The sequence below is a fragment of the Clostridium acetireducens DSM 10703 genome, assembly GCF_001758365.1.
Taxonomy (GTDB): domain Bacteria; phylum Bacillota; class Clostridia; order Clostridiales; family Clostridiaceae; genus Clostridium_C; species Clostridium_C acetireducens.
Genome location: NZ_LZFO01000005.1, coordinates 61198 through 77645, shown reverse-complemented (window position 1 = coordinate 77645; position 16448 = coordinate 61198). Strand labels below are relative to the sequence as shown.

Annotated in this window: 17 protein-coding genes, 1 pseudogene and 1 CRISPR repeat array; of the genes and pseudogenes, 3 read left to right on the top strand and 15 right to left on the bottom strand. The window is 27.0% G+C overall.

All coding sequences use genetic code 11. The annotated features are described in order from the left end of the window. Position 1: 1 nt before the first annotated feature. From CLOACE_RS02575 to CLOACE_RS02565, 3 genes are all read right to left on the bottom strand, one after another. Positions 2–826 (bottom strand): hydrogenase small subunit, encoded by an 825-nt coding sequence (locus tag CLOACE_RS02575; RefSeq protein WP_070109501.1) that lies wholly within the window; start codon positions 824–826, stop codon positions 2–4. A 17-nt stretch (positions 827–843) separates the two neighbouring features. Continuing rightward, complete coding sequence (locus tag CLOACE_RS02570) at positions 844–1233, bottom strand: cytochrome b5 domain-containing protein (RefSeq protein ID WP_070109483.1); 390 nt, start codon at positions 1231–1233, stop codon at positions 844–846. A gap of 167 nt (positions 1234–1400) precedes the next feature. Further along, complete coding sequence (locus CLOACE_RS02565) at positions 1401–2012, bottom strand: DUF2238 domain-containing protein (RefSeq protein WP_070109482.1); 612 nt, start codon at positions 2010–2012, stop codon at positions 1401–1403. A gap of 220 nt (positions 2013–2232) precedes the next feature. On the opposite strand from CLOACE_RS02565, the gene CLOACE_RS02560 reads away from it, so the two are divergent. Next, positions 2233–2574, top strand: a complete 342-nt coding sequence (locus CLOACE_RS02560; protein ID WP_070109481.1) for a cupin domain-containing protein — start codon at positions 2233–2235, stop codon at positions 2572–2574. 351 nt (positions 2575–2925) lie between these two features. Here CLOACE_RS02560 and CLOACE_RS02555 read toward each other — a convergent pair whose 3' ends face one another. From CLOACE_RS02555 to CLOACE_RS02505, 11 genes are all read right to left on the bottom strand, one after another. Continuing rightward, positions 2926–4260 carry an MATE family efflux transporter gene (locus CLOACE_RS02555; RefSeq protein ID WP_070109480.1) on the bottom strand — a complete coding sequence of 445 codons (1335 nt, stop codon included), beginning with the start codon at positions 4258–4260 and terminating at the stop codon, positions 2926–2928. A gap of 85 nt (positions 4261–4345) precedes the next feature. Then, on the bottom strand, positions 4346–4789 hold the full coding sequence (locus tag CLOACE_RS02550; RefSeq protein WP_070109479.1) for a MarR family winged helix-turn-helix transcriptional regulator: 444 nt from the start codon (positions 4787–4789) through the stop codon (positions 4346–4348). Positions 4790–4799: 10 nt separating this feature from the next. Further along, positions 4800–5420, bottom strand: coding sequence for a GntR family transcriptional regulator (locus CLOACE_RS02545; RefSeq protein WP_242866374.1), 621 nt, complete (start codon positions 5418–5420; stop codon positions 4800–4802). 501 nt (positions 5421–5921) lie between these two features. Further along, positions 5922–7304: an APC family permease gene (locus tag CLOACE_RS02540; RefSeq protein WP_101495370.1), complete on the bottom strand. Its 1383-nt coding sequence runs from the start codon at positions 7302–7304 to the stop codon at positions 5922–5924. Positions 7305–7923: 619 nt separating this feature from the next. Further along, the gene (locus CLOACE_RS02535) at positions 7924–8853 is read right to left on the bottom strand and encodes a tetratricopeptide repeat protein (RefSeq protein WP_070109477.1); all 930 of its coding nucleotides are present in this window, start codon (positions 8851–8853) and stop codon (positions 7924–7926) included. A gap of 36 nt (positions 8854–8889) precedes the next feature. Further along, positions 8890–9471 carry an HDIG domain-containing metalloprotein gene (locus CLOACE_RS02530; RefSeq protein ID WP_070109476.1) on the bottom strand — a complete coding sequence of 194 codons (582 nt, stop codon included), beginning with the start codon at positions 9469–9471 and terminating at the stop codon, positions 8890–8892. 139 nt (positions 9472–9610) lie between these two features. After that, positions 9611–10429 carry a MerR family transcriptional regulator gene (locus tag CLOACE_RS02525; RefSeq protein ID WP_070109475.1) on the bottom strand — a complete coding sequence of 273 codons (819 nt, stop codon included), beginning with the start codon at positions 10427–10429 and terminating at the stop codon, positions 9611–9613. A 225-nt stretch (positions 10430–10654) separates the two neighbouring features. Further along, positions 10655–10897 (bottom strand): hypothetical protein, encoded by a 243-nt coding sequence (locus tag CLOACE_RS02520; protein ID WP_070109474.1) that lies wholly within the window; start codon positions 10895–10897, stop codon positions 10655–10657. A 42-nt stretch (positions 10898–10939) separates the two neighbouring features. Further along, on the bottom strand, positions 10940–11155 hold the full coding sequence (locus tag CLOACE_RS02515) for a DUF3791 domain-containing protein (protein ID WP_070109473.1): 216 nt from the start codon (positions 11153–11155) through the stop codon (positions 10940–10942). 122 nt (positions 11156–11277) lie between these two features. Continuing rightward, positions 11278–11922, bottom strand: coding sequence for a DNA alkylation repair protein (locus CLOACE_RS02510; protein ID WP_070109472.1), 645 nt, complete (start codon positions 11920–11922; stop codon positions 11278–11280). Between the two features lie 384 nt (positions 11923–12306). Next, positions 12307–12795: a CRISPR direct-repeat array (repeat unit 30 nt; unit sequence ATTTCAATACATCTCATGTTATTGTTCAAC). A 298-nt stretch (positions 12796–13093) separates the two neighbouring features. Further along, positions 13094–13513, bottom strand: a complete 420-nt coding sequence (locus CLOACE_RS02505; protein WP_084027523.1) for a DUF429 domain-containing protein — start codon at positions 13511–13513, stop codon at positions 13094–13096. A gap of 106 nt (positions 13514–13619) precedes the next feature. Here CLOACE_RS02505 and CLOACE_RS02500 point away from each other — a divergent pair. Next, a pseudogene (locus CLOACE_RS02500) lies at positions 13620–14474 on the top strand (IS6 family transposase); the annotation flags it as partial. A 319-nt stretch (positions 14475–14793) separates the two neighbouring features. Further along, on the top strand, positions 14794–15381 hold the full coding sequence (locus CLOACE_RS02495; RefSeq protein ID WP_070109470.1) for a 3'-5' exonuclease: 588 nt from the start codon (positions 14794–14796) through the stop codon (positions 15379–15381). A gap of 297 nt (positions 15382–15678) precedes the next feature. Here the strand turns inward: CLOACE_RS02495 and CLOACE_RS02490 are convergent, their stop codons facing one another. Continuing rightward, a complete protein-coding gene (locus CLOACE_RS02490) occupies positions 15679–16401 on the bottom strand; it encodes a PmeII family type II restriction endonuclease (protein WP_070109469.1) in 723 nt (240 codons plus the stop codon). Positions 16402–16448 lie beyond the last annotated feature (47 nt).

Here is a 16448-nt window from a genome sequence, read left to right as displayed (position 1 = left end):
CCTAATATCTAACAAAAGGTTCCATATTATCAGGAAAACCTGGTGCTGCACAACCTATGCAAGTTGTATTGCTTCCTATAGGCCAATTATCTGATTCATTCCATCTAACTAGTGGACAATCTGTTCTAGTAACAGGTCCTCTGCATCCTAATTTAAACATACATTCTTTCTCTCCAAACTTTTTAGCAAACTGCCCTTTATCAAAATAACTTCTTCTTGGACAATGATTGTGTATAGTGTCTCCATAAAATAAAGTAGGTCTTCCATCACTATCTAATTCTGGCTTTCCAAAAGATATAATATGAGCTATTGTTCCTGCAAGCCATACAGGATTAGCAGGACACCCTGGCACTCTTATAACTTCCCTATTTAAAAAATCCTTAACACTAATTCCTGAAGATAAATTAGGCCTTGCTGCTGTAGGTCCTCCATAAGAGGCACAAGTTCCCACTGCTACAACATATTTTGCTTTACCACCTGCAAGAGTTGTTGCTTCCATGGCGGTTATAGGTTTTCCATTATAATTTGCTACCACATTATAAACACCATTGTCCTTAATAGGTATTGCCCCATCTACTAAAAGTATAAATTCAGTATCTAAAGTAGCTAAAAATTTATCCCAAGCAAATTGACCTTCAGCTGCCATTAAACTATTGCTAAACTGTAAATCCACCATTTTTTCTAAAAAATATATTATATCTGGATTTTCAGTATTTAAAAATGAAATTATCTCTCCTGCACAACCAGAGGTTTCTAACCAAATAGCATTTATCTTTTTTAACTTGTTATTCTTTATATCTAATATAGTTCTATTTACATTTTCCATAGGACAATTTGTTTTAATCACTTTAAAATTCCCACCTTAGGTAATTTCTCAAGTATTTTTAAATTTCCACCGTGACATTCATTGAATTCTTTTGTATAATCTTTGCCTGCTACTAATCCTGAGTGTGTACCTCCTCCCCAAGTAGGTTCTAAACTTACATCATAAACCACTCCATTTACTGCTATATAAGCTGGTTTTCCATTAGAACCATCATAATTTGACAGCTCTTCAAGAGTAAAAACTCTATCTTGCCTATTCATAGCTTTCATTTTTAAATTATGAAACTCATTTAAAGATTTTTTAAGCTGAGTTTCATAATAAAATCTATGATATGGACATCTACTGTAAAATACTATAGATTGCAATTTTCTTATTCTGCAGTTAATCTTATAAATTCTATTTTCCATAAAATCTCCTCCTAAATTTACTTATACTATTTATATTGTTTTAAGTAAATTTATATAACAAACAATAAAAAAAGACCTCTATAAATAAAGGTCTTTTTATTGCTATGAAGTTCCAATATCAATAAGTATATATTAAATTTTACATTCTAAAACTCCTTATAAAATATCTATATATTATTTTTATCTAACTGATTATCTTGATATCTTGAAAGAGTAAATATAGATACTATTGAACCTATTAATGCAAAAAACATGTCCCATTGAGTGTCCCATACATCCCCTTGAGTTCCTAAAAATGCTTCAGCAGCTGTACCTGTAAGTTTTGCTACTGCAAATTCAATTAACTCATAAGATGCACTAATAGCTAAACATATACAAATAACTATAAATCCTAACCACTTCTTTTTATTTACAATACTATTTTTTATTAAAATTTCCCTTGCCACCATTGCTGGTATAAAACCTTGAGCAAAGTGACCTAATCTATCATAATAATTTCTACTGAAATTGAAAGTATCTCTTATCCAATTAAATAAAGGCATTTCTGCATAGGTATAATGTCCGCCTACTATTAAAATAATAGCATGAACCCAAATTAAAATATAAACTAAATTAGTAAATTTAAATTTAGGGTAAATATATATCAATACAGCTCCACCTATTATTGCAGGAATAACTTCTAAAAACCAAGTAAATCTATTAAAAGGATTAATACCAGAGTATATTAAAATAATTGTTATGCTTATTATTAAAAATAAGTGTAACCTTTTATCAGTCATAATTTCCTCCCTTTACTATATTAACTAGTAAATACTACATTATATAAGTTAATTTATTATATCATTAATAATTAGCCAATACAAAGCTATTAAAAAAGTAATTAAAGCTAATACTATAATTAAGAATTGGTAACCTATGTTACATACTAAAAGGAAAAAGTTTATTACAATTAGACTAAGTATTACTAATTACAAAAATCAAAAATTGGAGGTAACAATTATGAAAAAAAATTTAATTAAAAACATAGAATTTGCAAAAATATTTAACTTAGAAAACTTAGTAGAATATCAAGATGGTCAAGTAATAAGTAGAACTCTTTCTCAAGGAAAAGGTTCTAGTGTAACTTTATTTTCTTTTGATAAGGGAGAAGAAATAAGTTCTCATTCTTCCCATGGAGATGCCATGGTTTATATAATGGATGGTGAAGCAGAAATAACTGTTGGAGATGAAAAATTCAATTTAAAGAAAGGCGAAACTATAGTAATGCCTTCTGGAATACCTCACGCTCTATATGCTACAGAAAAATTCAAAATGTTTCTTATAGTAATATTTCAACAATAAAAGCAAAAGTTAAAGTATTAAAATTAAGATAATTTGCAGATAGAAAATAATTAAAAATAAGCTGTATAAAAATAATAAGACAGCAAGTATAAAGAGAGTTTGTAAATAATTTGAATGAATTTTAGACACTCTTAGAAGAAAAAATAAAAAAACTCCGTAATTCATCACAGGACGTGATGAGCCAATTTCCGCCCCAAGGACGGGGCATAAATTGGGTAGGAGTTTTTTTATTTTTTATTCTTAGAGTGTCTTAATGAAATGACTTATTTACAAACTCTCTTTATACTTGCTGTCTTATTATTTTTATACAGCTTATTTTTAATTATTTTCTATCTGCAAATTATCTTAATTTTAATACTTTAACTTTTGCTTTTTAATTTTGAAAAATATGTACAAAGTTGCTAATGTAGTTAAAATATCTGCTGCAGCTTGAACATATATAACTCCAGTTAGTCCAAATAATTTGGGAAGAATAAATGCTAAAGGTATAAAAAATATTCCTTGTCTTCCTAAACTTAAAAAAAATCCTTCTCTTTCTTTTTGTATAGATAATAATAAAACAATTACTATGGATTGATAGCCATAAGTAAAAAATACAATGCTGTTAGCAAATAATGCTCTAATACCTATTTTTATTACTAATGTATCTTGTGTAAATAGTGAAACTAATTGTTTTGAAAATACCACTTGTACAATGGATATTAAAATACAAAATCCTACTGACCATATAAGTGATTTTTTAGTTGATTTCCTTACTCTAAATAAGTTTTTAGCTCCAAAATTAAATGCTACAAAATTTTGATAACCTCTTGAAAAACCAGTTACAACAAACATAGGTATTGAACATATTCTAGTTACTATACCTACTCCAGCTACTGCCTCATCTCCATAAGGTGCAGTAAATATATTCAAAAGACTTATGGACATGCATTGAAGTAAATTTATAGCAAATAAAGGTAGTCCTATTACCAATATTGGCTTAATTATTTCTTTAGAAACTCTAATATTTTTAATTGAAATTTTCAAGTAACTTTTTCCTGAAATGTAATAGGGAATTAATATAACAAGAGATACAATTTGTGAAATAACTGTTGCAATAGCAGCTCCTCTAATGCCTAATTTAAATGTGTATATAAATATTGGGTCTAATATAATGTTTAATATTGCCCCACCTATTTGAGAATACATACTTAAATTTACAGCTCCCTCTGCTCTTACAAGATTCATAAATGATATAGAAAGAGCTTGAAATATAAAGGATAGTACTAATATGGATGAATACTCTTTTGCTAAAGGCAAAAGAGTATCTGTAGCACCTATAAATCTTAAAATAGGATTTAAGAAAATTAGTATTATAATTTCTAATAGCAAACTTATAAATACACTATAAAATATAGTAGAGGCTAAAACTTTCTCTGACTTTCCCTTTTTATTAGCACCTAAAAGCTGAGAAATATATGCAGAACCTCCATTTCCAAAAAGAAGTCCTATGCCCAGAATTAATGTTATTAATGGATACACAATGGATGTAGCTCCCAATGCCTCTGTTCCAAGTCCACTTACAAATAAACTATCTGTAAAATTATAAATACTTATAATCAAAAGCCCTATAATAGTTGGAAGGCTTAAATTAATTAAAGCCTTAGAGATATTTCCCTCTTTCATTAAAACTAAATTTTTATTCATAAAAATCTCCTTTCTGTATTAATGTTAAAGTGTGTATAGATACTATACAGTTCTTTAAAAATAAAAAAGACAATTAGTCTTTTTTTTATATAAGTTCTTCTAATTTATAAAAAAAGTGTTTTAAAAATTCCACATTATGCTCTTCTTCATTTTTTAGTATGTCTAATATAATTTTATCAAAAGATTTATGATATTTTTTATGATTATAATTAGCTATTTCTCCCTTTTCTGTTAGCTTTATTAAAAGCTTTGAATTATTATCTTCATCCATCTCCTTTACAATAAATCCTTTTTTTTCAAGCCTTTTTATAGTTTGAGATACAGCTCCCCTTGTTATATCAAGTTTACGTGCTATAGCAGATATGTGTAAATCTTTATTTTCTTTTATAAATTCTATCATATGTATTTCTGAATGATATAGTGCTGTATCTGTTCCAAAATACTTTGCCTTTTTATCCCTTTCAACAAATTTATAAATAACACTTAGTAAAATTTCACTTATTTTTAATTTATCATCTATATTTTCCATACATATCAACCTATTCATTTAAGTATTTAAAAGCCCTTTGATAAGCTTCTTCATCTCCAATCATAACCAAAGTATCACCTACTATAAAATCTTGATAGGGTCCAGGAGATAGCACTATCTTATCATCTTTTTTAATGGCAATTATGGTAGCACTAGTATTTTGCCAAAAATTTGACTCGCCAATAGTTTTTCCTACTAAATGAGAATTTTTAGGTATTACAACTTCTATAGGTGCAAAAGGCGTTGATTTTCTAACATGTTCTGAGTAATCTATAAATTTATTTATGCAAGATTTAACTTCTTCATCCAACTTATTTTTTTCTTTTATAATATTCCAAATTCGTTTTTTTAATGATAACATAGAATCTATATTTTTAAATCTTTCTACAAATTTAAGTGCTTCATCTCGTGATTTTACAATTATTCCACTTCCTGCTTTAACAGTTACTATTTCCATATCTTCAAGAAACTTAACAGCTCTCCTTATAGTTTCTGGAGATACACCATATTGACCAGCTAAAGTAGACCTTCCATAAATTTTGCTACCTAATATAAATTCTCCATTAACAATTCTATTGGCTATATCTATAGCTATTTGTTGATATACTGGTTTTATAATACTTTCTCCCACTTCATATACCTCCAAGACAATTATTAAGTTAAATAACATTAGTACTATTAAAATTATAACATATATTTTATGTAAAAGTAATAAGTCTTAAACTTGGTACTTTTACTAATATACTTTGTTGAATAAAAAATACTTGATATAACTTGCATATAGAAAATAATTAAAAATAAGATATATAAAAATAATAAGCACAGTGCCATAAATAGAGTTTGTAAATAAATCATTTCATTAAGACACTCTAAGAATAAAAAATTAAAAAACTCCTACCCAATTTATGCCCCGTCCTTGGGGCGGAAATTGGCTCATCACGTCCTGTGATGAATTACGGAGTTTTTTTATTTTTTCTTCTAAGAGTGTCTAAAATTTATTCAAATTATTTACAAACTCTATTTATGGCACTGTGCTTATTATTTTTATATATCTTATTTTTAATTATTTTCTATATGCAAGTTATATCAAGTATTTTTTATTCAACAAACTATATTAGTATTTGCTTTATTGTTATACACAATTTTCTTTATATTTTCCTCTTGAATTATGAAATAAAACAGAATCTGAATCTCTTAATTTTGAATTATATTTATAGTTTTCTTTAATGAAAAGTATAGCTCCTATAGCAAACCAAGTTAATATAATACTCCATTCATATTTTAAAGAAAGTGCTGCTGGCATTCCGGGCATATATAAAATTAACATACCACCTGTAATTATCATTGCCATAACACCTACAAATTTTCCAAATTTAACTTTGTAAGGTCTTTTCATAAATGGCTCTTTTTTTCTTAGTGCTAAAAATGAAGCTGATACAATAAAGTATGAAATAACTATAGTAAAGCTACCGGAGTTACTAAGCCAAATAAGCATATTTTTTCCAAGTAAAGGTGCTAGTGTGGATAAAATTCCAATTAACAAAATTGCATTAGTAGGTGTTTTGTATTTTGGATGAAGCTTTGCCAAAAATGAAGGCAGCATATTTGATTCTGCCATAGAATAAATAGCTCTGCTTCCACCTACAAAAAATGAATTCCAACTAGTTAATATTCCTCCTATACCTGCTAAAATAATAATTTTCCCAGCTAATTTACTACTAAATAATTTACTCATAGCATCTGCAGTTACCATATCAGAAGTCATAATTTCATTAAAATTTAAAGCTGTTGAGGTGCTATAAATTATCATTATATACCATATTATTGCCATAATAACTGAAGCAATTAATAATTTACCTATTTTTTTTGAGGGAATATTTATCTCCTCAGCTACCTGTGGAATTACATCGAATCCAACATATAAAAATGGTGTAGCTACTGCCACAGATAAAATTCCTTGTTTACCATTCATTATTAAAGGTTTTAAATTAGAAGTTTCACCATTTAATATACTTCCTGTAAAAAGAGATATACCAGCTAATGCAATAATAATAGTTACAACTTTTTGCATAAATGCTAGTGGTTTTACGCCAATATAATTTACTATCATAACAATAATCGAACTAATACTTCCTACTATTACCCAAGTTAAATATACATCATAACCAGATACAGTATATAAATATCCTTTTAAATAGGAAGAAGAAAATAAATATTCAATAACTGTTGGAAAAGCTACTGCTTCAAAACATACTACTGAAATATATCCTAAAATAATAGCCCAAGTACAAATAAAAGATGCATTTCTACCTAAAGCTCTATAAGCAAAAACATGGTCGCCACCACACTTTGGCATTGCAGATGTAAGTTCAGCATAAGTTAAACTTACAAATAAAACCATAATACCTCCAATTAAAAATCCTATAATTGAGCCTAAACTTCCTGCTTTGTTTATCCATTCTCCAGTTAAAACTACCCATGCCCAACCTATCATTGCCCCAAATGCTAGTGCCATAATATCTTTATTTGAAAGTACTTTTTCAAATTTTGAATTTTTGCTGTTTTTATTCACAAACTATCTCCTCCAAATAATTTTAAATAACAATGCTTTTAGCAAGCTAACAACTTATACCTTATACTAAAGTTGTTTGTATTACAATTATTATACACTAAGATTTTGAAAAACGAAAGTTTGGTTTAGGGTTTTATTATTGAAAATAAGGGAATTTTTAAAAAAGAATACCTTTTCTTCACTATATTTATAAGTATACTTCGGATTTTCTCTTCTATTGTATTTTTAACCAGTTATTCAAAATAAATATATTCAATAAAAAATAATTAAAAATAATCTGTATAAAAATAATAAGACAGCAGCATAAAGAGATTTTGTAAATAAGTCATTTCATTAAGATAATCTAAGAATAAAAAATTAAAAAGCTCCTACCCAATTTATGCACCGTCCTTGGTACGGAAATTGGCTCATCATGTCCTGTGATGAATTGCGGAGTTTTTTATTTTTTCTTCTAAGATTGTCTAAAATTCATTCAAATTATTTACAAAATCTCTTTATGCTGCTGTATTATTATTTTTATACAGATTATTTTTAATTATTTTTTATCTGCAAATTATCTCAATTATTTTTTATTTAACAAGCTAATATTAATTAGTTCTTTATATTCCTTTAGCCCTTTTATAGGATTTAATTCATGGTCTTTTTCAGCATATTTTGCAAAACCCTTATATAAATTAATAGCAGATTTTAAATCTTTTACTGCTTCATTTAACTTATTTATATGCACATAAAAACAAGCTCTATTGTAATATAAAAATCCCATATCTGAATTATTTTTTATGCCTTCAGTAATTATATTAATAGCTTCTTTATAAAAACCTCTATTTTTATATATAATGGCTAAATTCAAATAGCTATAAGAGTAATGCTTATTTTTTTGTATAGATAACTTATAACAAGCTATAGATTCTTTTACTTTTCCTAACTTTCCTAAAACTACACCTTTATTAAATATAGCTATATAGTTATCTGGATCTATTTTTAAGCTTTCTTCTAACATATTAATTGCTTTTTCATATTGTTCTATTTCTTCATAAATAGCACTTAAATTTACATAGCTCCAAAAATCTCTACTATTTAAACTTATAACTTTTTTATAATTTTCTATAGCCTTTTTTTTATCTCCTTTTAAATCATATATGTTAGCTAAAAAGAAATAAGCTTTAGTGTAATTTGGATTAATATATATAGCTTTTTTATAGTATTCTATAGCTTTATGGTAGTCCCTTTTATTATCATATATAATTGCCAATCCATAATAAGCTCTTTCTTCTCCCGGGTCAATTTTTAATATGTGTTCATAGGTTTTTTTAGCTGAAGAAATTTCTCCTAATTCATCGTAAATATATGCTATATCAATTAATAAATCTAAGTCTTTAGTTTTATTATAAGCCTTTTTATAGAAGTTTAATGCTTCATGTAAAAGTCCCTGCTTATAAAGTTTTTTAGCAATATTTTTGTAGTTTTGCAGATTACGTTCTTTACAAAGCATATTATTTCTCCTTTTGTATATAATTTCATATATAACTTATAAATTACCTTTTAATCCTATGTCTTCTGATACATTTTGCATAGCTTTTATGGTTTCTTCAATTACTTTAGTTAAATCCATGCCTAACATACTGGCACCTTCTTCAATAACTTCTCTATTTACTCCTGCTGCAAAACTTTTTTGATTCCATTTCTTTTTTACTGATTTTACTTTCATATCTAATATACTTTTACTTGGTCTTACAAGTGCAGTAGCTGTAATTAATCCTGTTAATTCATCTGTTGCATATAAAACTTTTTCCATTTTTTCTATAGGTTCAACATCTATGCAAAGTTTCCAACCATGGCTTTGAATTGCTCTAATATAGTCTTCTGGCCAATTTCTTTCTTCTAATATTTCCCTTGTTTTTTTGCAATGTTCTTCTGGATACATTTCATAATCAAGGTCATGTACTAACCCTATAATTCCCCATTTTTCTTTGTCTTCTTCTTCAAACAACTCCGCAAAATGTAACATAACAGCTTCTACAGACAGAGCGTGTTTTATTAGACTTTCATCTTTATTATACTCTTTTAGTAGCTCATATGCTTGCTCTCTATTAGGTATAAGTTTTTCCATTAAAACCCCTTCTTTCATTATTCACATTATTCGTGAAATTTATTCTTTGGTTTACATTTTAATTGCTATAATGTAAGTTGTCAATTATATTAATGTAATTTTTCTAAAAAGGCAAAGGTTTTTTGCATGAAATTATATATTAAATCTTTTCAACAGGTATTTGAATTTCCGTAATATATTCATCAGGATTTTGTGTTGACCATTCTCCTTCTAAATATAATTCTCTATTTTGACCTACTATTTTATATCCATTTTCTTCAATCCAATTAATTAGAACATTATATGCCATACATATATCTTCATAACATCCTTTGTGTACTGTACAAGCTGCATTTTCTACTGCTGGAATTTGTTTAATTTTTATTCTATCTGTTTCTGGTACATCATTTGCTATGCAAGATGCAACTTCAATATCTACATCACTTTCCTTATATCCTTGGTCATAATATATTGCCATGCAAGGTCCAACTAATTTTACTTTGTGCATTCCTAAATGTCTCATAAGCTCTTCCCATAAATAACCTTGTTTACTGTAATCCGGTATAATATCTCTTATAGCCGCTAACTTTCTAGCTTCAAGCTGTTTTAAAACCACATCATATTTTAACATAAACGAATCTTCCTCCTTAATTCTATTTATAAGTGAATCTATTCTTACAAGCCTTCTTTGTTCAGATTTTATAATATTATTAATCTCTTTCTTTTTTTCATCTAACATTGAAAGTATAATATCTCTAGATGCTTGGCTATCGATTATATCAGCAATTTGATTTAATGAAAATCCTAAATCTTTTAATGCTAGTATTCTATTTAATCTTGGAAGTTGTTTTGCTGAATAATATCTATACCCTGTTTGAAAATCAACTTTCATAGGTTTTAAAAGTTCTAATTCATCATAATACCTAAGAGTTTTTATAGATATTTTATTAAGTTTTGCAAACTCGCCTATTTTAAACATGTTTTATCTCTCCTATGCGCGCATATTTTGCTTACAGTTATATATTAAACCCTTCCCCCATAGGAGAGTCAACAAGTAATTTGATTAAATTTAACAGTTAAGATTATATTTTCTAATATGTATAAAAAAAGAGCACTTTAAAAAGCACTCTTAAAATAATTTGTTGCCATATTTTTAAATTAAATATCTAAATACTTTAAATTTTATATTATAGTATTATTTGAATTAATGTACTAAATCCTTTGGATAACCTTTATGCTCCATGAGTCCATATTCCAACATTAATTCCTGTGCTAAATACTTAAATCCTCTACAATGTAAATCACCTACACCTTGACTAATTAATTCATAGGTTTCAGACGTATAAAAATATCTCATACTTTCATTTAAATCTTTACCTGTTTCTTTTGAAAATTCAAGTATTATATCTTTATATAAAGATTGTAATAAGATTTTATTTGCTTGCATATTTACACTTCCTTACTTGACTCATACTTTAAATAGATATCATTACAATACACCTCTTTCTTTCATTACATCTATTAAATCTTCTACTATGTAATGTTTGCTTTGAGAATGTAGTGGTTCATAACAAGGTATAATATAACTTTGTAAAATATCTGTATCTATATTAATTAATTTATATACTTCTTTTGCACTCATTTCTAATTTTTCAGCCAAGCTTTCAATACAAAAAATAGTAAATTCTAATATCTTTTCATCCATTAAAAATACCCCCTAAGTTACCTTTATTAATATTATATCTTATTATATAAATATATTGTATACTTCTACGTTTTTAGTATGTTATTGTATTAATAAATAGGTAACTTATTCATAATTTCATATTAAATATACTTACTTGCTTCTCTAACACTAAGTGCTGGCAATTTATTATCCTCTAAAAACTTTTTTACCCATTCCTTATTAGTTTTTGAATATTCCCTTAATGACCATCCTATTGCTTTATTTACAAAAAACTCATCTGTATTACAGTTAGCTAGTATTGCCTTAGTTAAAATATCAGTATCTGTCTTCTCTTTATATTTTAATTGAAAATCTATGGCTACTCTTTTTAGCCAAATATTATCTGAGTAAATCCACTTTAAAATAGTAGACTCCTTTAACTCAGGATATTTAAGACACATATTTCCCACAATAGCATCAATACAATCTACGCTATCCCACCAAGAATTTGTTAAAATTAATTTTTCAATATTGCTGATATCTTCTAGTGTAAGTTTTTCTTTTAATAATGATACATAATCTAAAGCCAAATAGTGAAATTCTCTTTCTGGCATGTTATAACACTTAGATACAAGAGACCAATCAATCTTAATATCTTTTTTACGTTGTTTCATAAAACTTTTGCTTAACTTCATTCTCTCAGGCTTAGCTATGCCCAGAAATGGAAATTTATTCTTCATATATCTAGCCATTTTTATAGATTTTTCTTCATCTCTTGAATCATAGAAAACTTGAAAAATATCCATTTTATAAGCCCTCCCTTATCTATATATTATACATACTTTTCTATGGATTCATCAAATATAATACATTCTAGCCCCTACTATTTAAGCAATAAATTTTCACATAAAAAATCCCTAAGAGATTAATCTCCTAAGGCTTTTATTTTACATTTCAGTTTCAATCATTGTTCTAGGATATAATGTTGTGCCCCATATTGAGAAAGTTGTTTCCTTTGCAAGATGTATATTCTTCTTTCATTAGAATATTTAATAAAAGAATGTAAGAAAAGCTAAATAAAAGCAATAGATTATTCAATTAGCTTTGAGAATAGTCTATTGCTTTTGTTATGTAATTAATGTTATTTGTTCAACGGCTTTATATGGTAACTGTGTATTTTTAGAACATATATTTAAATACATATCATGTTATTGTTCAACGGGAACATCCCCTCAATGTTATTTATTTTCTCCCTGTATTTCAATACATCTCATGTTATTGTTCAACAAATAAAAAATGTGAAGAATGGATAGCAGAAATGACATTTCAATACATCTCATGTTATTGTTCAACTGAACAGTCGCAACCTGTAGCATTAAATGTGATCTAATTTCAATACATCTCATGTTATTGTTCAACATAGGAGAAACTAGAGAAGTTACAGTACCTATAAATTTCAATACATCTCATGTTATTGTTCAACCCACCTTCAAGCAGTAAAAACTTACCTACGTTTTTATTTCAATACATCTCATGTTATTGTTCAACGATTGTGAAAATTATATATTTGACGAAGTTTACATATTTCAATACATCTCATGTTATTGTTCAACGCTTCAAATTTAAATTCTTTGGATTTTAAAAACTCTATTTCAATACATCTCATGTTATTGTTCAACCATAGTAAAATAGCCATTACTTAATTTCATTATACCTCTAAAACCATTGAAATGAAAGGATTCCTTTGACTTTTTCCCAACCGTTTTCGCTTTTTCAGTTTTTCCTTATGTAACACCCTCTAAGCCATTGATTTTGCAAACTTTATAGGGGTTTTTACTTAAAAATCGGTTGGTAAAATTAATTTCAAATTGTTCCATTAAATGCTTCAACTTTAAATATTTACTTATAATTTTACTTGCTGTTGTGGCTTATTTGCTTATTTTTATAGTATATGTGTTCATTATATTATGTTATTATTCAAACATGCCCAGCATAAATCATCTGCATAAACATTCCCCTGCTATCTTTCATGGGATTTTCTGGTATAGTTTTAAATCCGTTTTTATATCCAAGCATTCCTGTAACAGCAAGACATAGAGCATCTATAACATCATCTTTAATTACTTTCAATTTAGTATATGAATATATTAATTCTCTAATCTCTACTGTCTTTTCATAGTAATTACTTAATATCTCCAGTCTTTTTTTCATTCCTTCTTCAATTTTCTTGTTTTCAAAAATAGGACTTGCAATTGAATCATGAAAATTGAGCATAGCAAAACAAACTTCTGGATGACTCTCTATAAGTCTATTTTTATATTGAGGTGTGTTATTTAAAAATTGATCTATATCTCTTATTTTGCTACAAATAGAGAAGGATTGTTTACTTACCCTAATTAGTAGTTCTGTTAAGTTATATGAACATTGATTTCCCTCAACCTATTGAAATATAATATATTTACGACAAAAACATTACCTCCCAGAAAGGAGAGAGGAATCAATGAACAAAGGAACCTTTATTCATCATAATTATTCAAATTATATTAACTATCGTTGTAACGATAAAAAATGTAATCATAGCTTTTTTGTGGCGAAGCCTACGGTTATAAGCCCTTCAAGCAATACCACTATAAAAGGTAAACTTGATTTTAAGGGTATGCGCTTCCCACTCCATATTATTTTAATGGCTTTAGACCTTTACTTTCTTAATGAAAGTTCTACAAGACGTATATCTGAATATTTGTTTAGAACCTTTAATGTAAAAGTATCTCATGTGACTATTTCAAACTGGACTAAAAAGTTTGCTGCATACTTCAAATTAAAATCTGATAACTTACTAAAAGATGTGGATTTATCAGATTCTGATGAATGGCATGCAGATGAAACTGTTGTATTTATAAATGGTAAACGTCATTATTTATGGCTTGTTATTGACTCTGAAAGTCGCCTAATTATTTCTTATCATCTATCTCCATATAGAGATGCAAAACAAACTTTTAATCTGTTTCATGATGCTAAGAAGCTAGGATCTCCTAGAGCCATAGTTACTGATAGACTTCCATCATACAATGTTCCAATAAAGTCGATATTTCAAAATACTATTCACATAAAGGTACAATCTTTTAAAGATGATATTTCAAACAATATTATTGAGTCATTTAATAAAACATTTAAGTCTTGGTATAAAGGTTTAAAAGGCTTTAACTCTTTTGATAGTGCTAATAAATTAATATCAGTATTTATATTTCACTATAACTTTGTGTGCAATCATTCCTCACTACGTGATTTAACACCAGCTAAAGTGGTTGGAATTAGTTATCTAGTTAAAGCTAAAAATAATTGGTTGTTGGCTGCCTAACAGCTAGCGCTATCGCTTTATATAAGTCTATTTATTTTTAAAAGTATAATAGATAGGCTTTTTTGTTATGCCACAAAATATTAATTTTATAATTTTTATTATTTAAAATAAATCACATAGTAATTTTGCTATTTATAAAGCTATGTTTTCATAATTACTTAATACAACCGTTAATTTTCTCCAACATAAATACTATATTTGACATTAGTTACTTAAATCCTCTTATTTATTAAAAATCGGTTATGAAAATTAATTTCAAAGTGTTCCATTAAATGCTATAATAATTATTGTAACTTTCATTTAAAGGGGTTTTTATCTTATGAAAAAAATTTTTATAGACACAGAAACTACAGGTTTAAATCCTGGTAATATAATTCAACTTACTTATTGTATATGTGATATAAACAAAGAAGGTAAAGAAAAAGTATCTCTTGCTAAGAACTTCTTTTTTAATGTGGACTATATAAATCCAGCAGCTGAAGCTGTACATGGCTTTAGTAAAGAAAAACTTAAATTCTTATCTCAAGGAATGAAGTTTAAAGATGTAGCTCAAGAAGTATGCAATGATTTTAAGAATGGAATATTTATAGCTCATAATGTAAACTTTGATAAAAAATTCGTTGTTTCTGAATTTAGTAATTTTCCTGATTTAGATTGGATGCCTAAAGAATTTTTTTGCACAATGGAATACTTTAAACCTATTTTGCAATTAAAAAATGCTAAAGGCAGATTAAAAAAGCCTAGATTGGAAGAAACTGTGGAGTTTTTAAATATAAATAAGTCTACTATATTGCAAGGTGCTAAAAGACTTTTTAATTGTAGCTATGTTGATTTTCATGATGCTAGATATGATGTTGCTGCTTTGGTATCTTGCTATTATCGTGCTAAAAAAATGGGGTATATATAGGTTTCTTTGCATTTTTAAATAATTCTTTTAAATCACCAATAGCTCATAAAAAGTAATAGAAGAGAATTCTAATAAGAATTTATATACTTATTAGAATTCTCTTCTATTTTACTAATCTAATTATACATATTTATCTGATTATTCTACTTCTTCTAATATAGCATTTATTTTGGAATTATATTTGCTTAAATTATTGTATAATACACCCTATATGTATTAGTAAAATTTATATTATTTCTAATAGAATTATAGCTATTTTTAACACCATTATGCTATTTATCTTTCTTAGTGCTTGTACTATTTTAATAAGTTTTTAAATTCATCACTACTCCTTATTTCATTTGCTAAAGAATCTATTGTATGGTTTAATAACTTAGTTGAATCTGCTTCTATAGCAACTTCTCCAAATGCCTTTATTAAATCTGAATAGAAATCTTCATCTCCTGTAATACGATACCAAAAATCTTGTCCAACTATTACAGGATATTCTTCATTAACTCTTTTATAATTTGCACTAAGCTCTTTTTCAGTTCCATACATCACTCCTAATACTAAATCATCAAATTGTATGCTTAGTCCATTAGTTCTAGCAAGTTTTCTAACTGACGTAAAGTGGTTTTTTATAGTTTCAACATCATCTTTATTTATTGTATTAGGACCAGCTTTTATTTGACAATATTTCCTTCTATTATCTAATGCATCTATAAATTCTATATCAATTCCTGAAGTAGTTGATGCAAACCCACTCAACACCTTAATACAAAATGTTTGTAGTCTATTTCCAAACAAAGTATTTATAGAAGTCCCTAAAACTCTTGGATATATAAGAGCCTTAGCTATACTTTCCGGATTATTATTACCTGTAAGATAATTTGCAAGATATGTTATTAAAAAAGGATTTATATTAAACTCTTTTAATTTAAATAATTTTTTAGTATTTCTAATGTGACTTTCTACAATTATATCCTTAAAAAACTCTTTAGCCTTCTGTAATATATCTTGCTTTTCATTCTCTGTCATAAAAAACCCCCCTATTTCTTTTTGGAATAACATACTATGTTATGTTT

Coding starts and splice junctions, on each gene's coding strand:
- CLOACE_RS02535 (WP_070109477.1), bottom strand. CDS start 8,853: ATGCTTTGTAAAGAACGTAATCTGCAAAACTACAAAAATATTGCTAAA.
- CLOACE_RS02490 (WP_070109469.1), bottom strand. CDS start 16,401: ATGACAGAGAATGAAAAGCAAGATATATTACAGAAGGCTAAAGAGTTT.
- CLOACE_RS02530 (WP_070109476.1), bottom strand. CDS start 9,471: ATGGAAAAACTTATACCTAATAGAGAGCAAGCATATGAGCTACTAAAA.
- CLOACE_RS02570 (WP_070109483.1), bottom strand. CDS start 1,233: ATGGAAAATAGAATTTATAAGATTAACTGCAGAATAAGAAAATTGCAA.
- CLOACE_RS02575 (WP_070109501.1), bottom strand. CDS start 826: ATGGAAAATGTAAATAGAACTATATTAGATATAAAGAATAACAAGTTA.
- CLOACE_RS02550 (WP_070109479.1), bottom strand. CDS start 4,789: ATGGAAAATATAGATGATAAATTAAAAATAAGTGAAATTTTACTAAGT.
- CLOACE_RS02555 (WP_070109480.1), bottom strand. CDS start 4,260: ATGAATAAAAATTTAGTTTTAATGAAAGAGGGAAATATCTCTAAGGCT.
- CLOACE_RS02520 (WP_070109474.1), bottom strand. CDS start 10,897: ATGCAAGCAAATAAAATCTTATTACAATCTTTATATAAAGATATAATA.
- CLOACE_RS02495 (WP_070109470.1), top strand. CDS start 14,794: ATGAAAAAAATTTTTATAGACACAGAAACTACAGGTTTAAATCCTGGT.
- CLOACE_RS02560 (WP_070109481.1), top strand. CDS start 2,233: ATGAAAAAAAATTTAATTAAAAACATAGAATTTGCAAAAATATTTAAC.
- CLOACE_RS02540 (WP_101495370.1), bottom strand. CDS start 7,304: ATGGCACTAGCATTTGGGGCAATGATAGGTTGGGCATGGGTAGTTTTA.
- CLOACE_RS02510 (WP_070109472.1), bottom strand. CDS start 11,922: ATGGATATTTTTCAAGTTTTCTATGATTCAAGAGATGAAGAAAAATCT.
- CLOACE_RS02515 (WP_070109473.1), bottom strand. CDS start 11,155: ATGGATGAAAAGATATTAGAATTTACTATTTTTTGTATTGAAAGCTTG.
- CLOACE_RS02565 (WP_070109482.1), bottom strand. CDS start 2,012: ATGACTGATAAAAGGTTACACTTATTTTTAATAATAAGCATAACAATT.
- CLOACE_RS02525 (WP_070109475.1), bottom strand. CDS start 10,429: ATGTTTAAAATAGGCGAGTTTGCAAAACTTAATAAAATATCTATAAAA.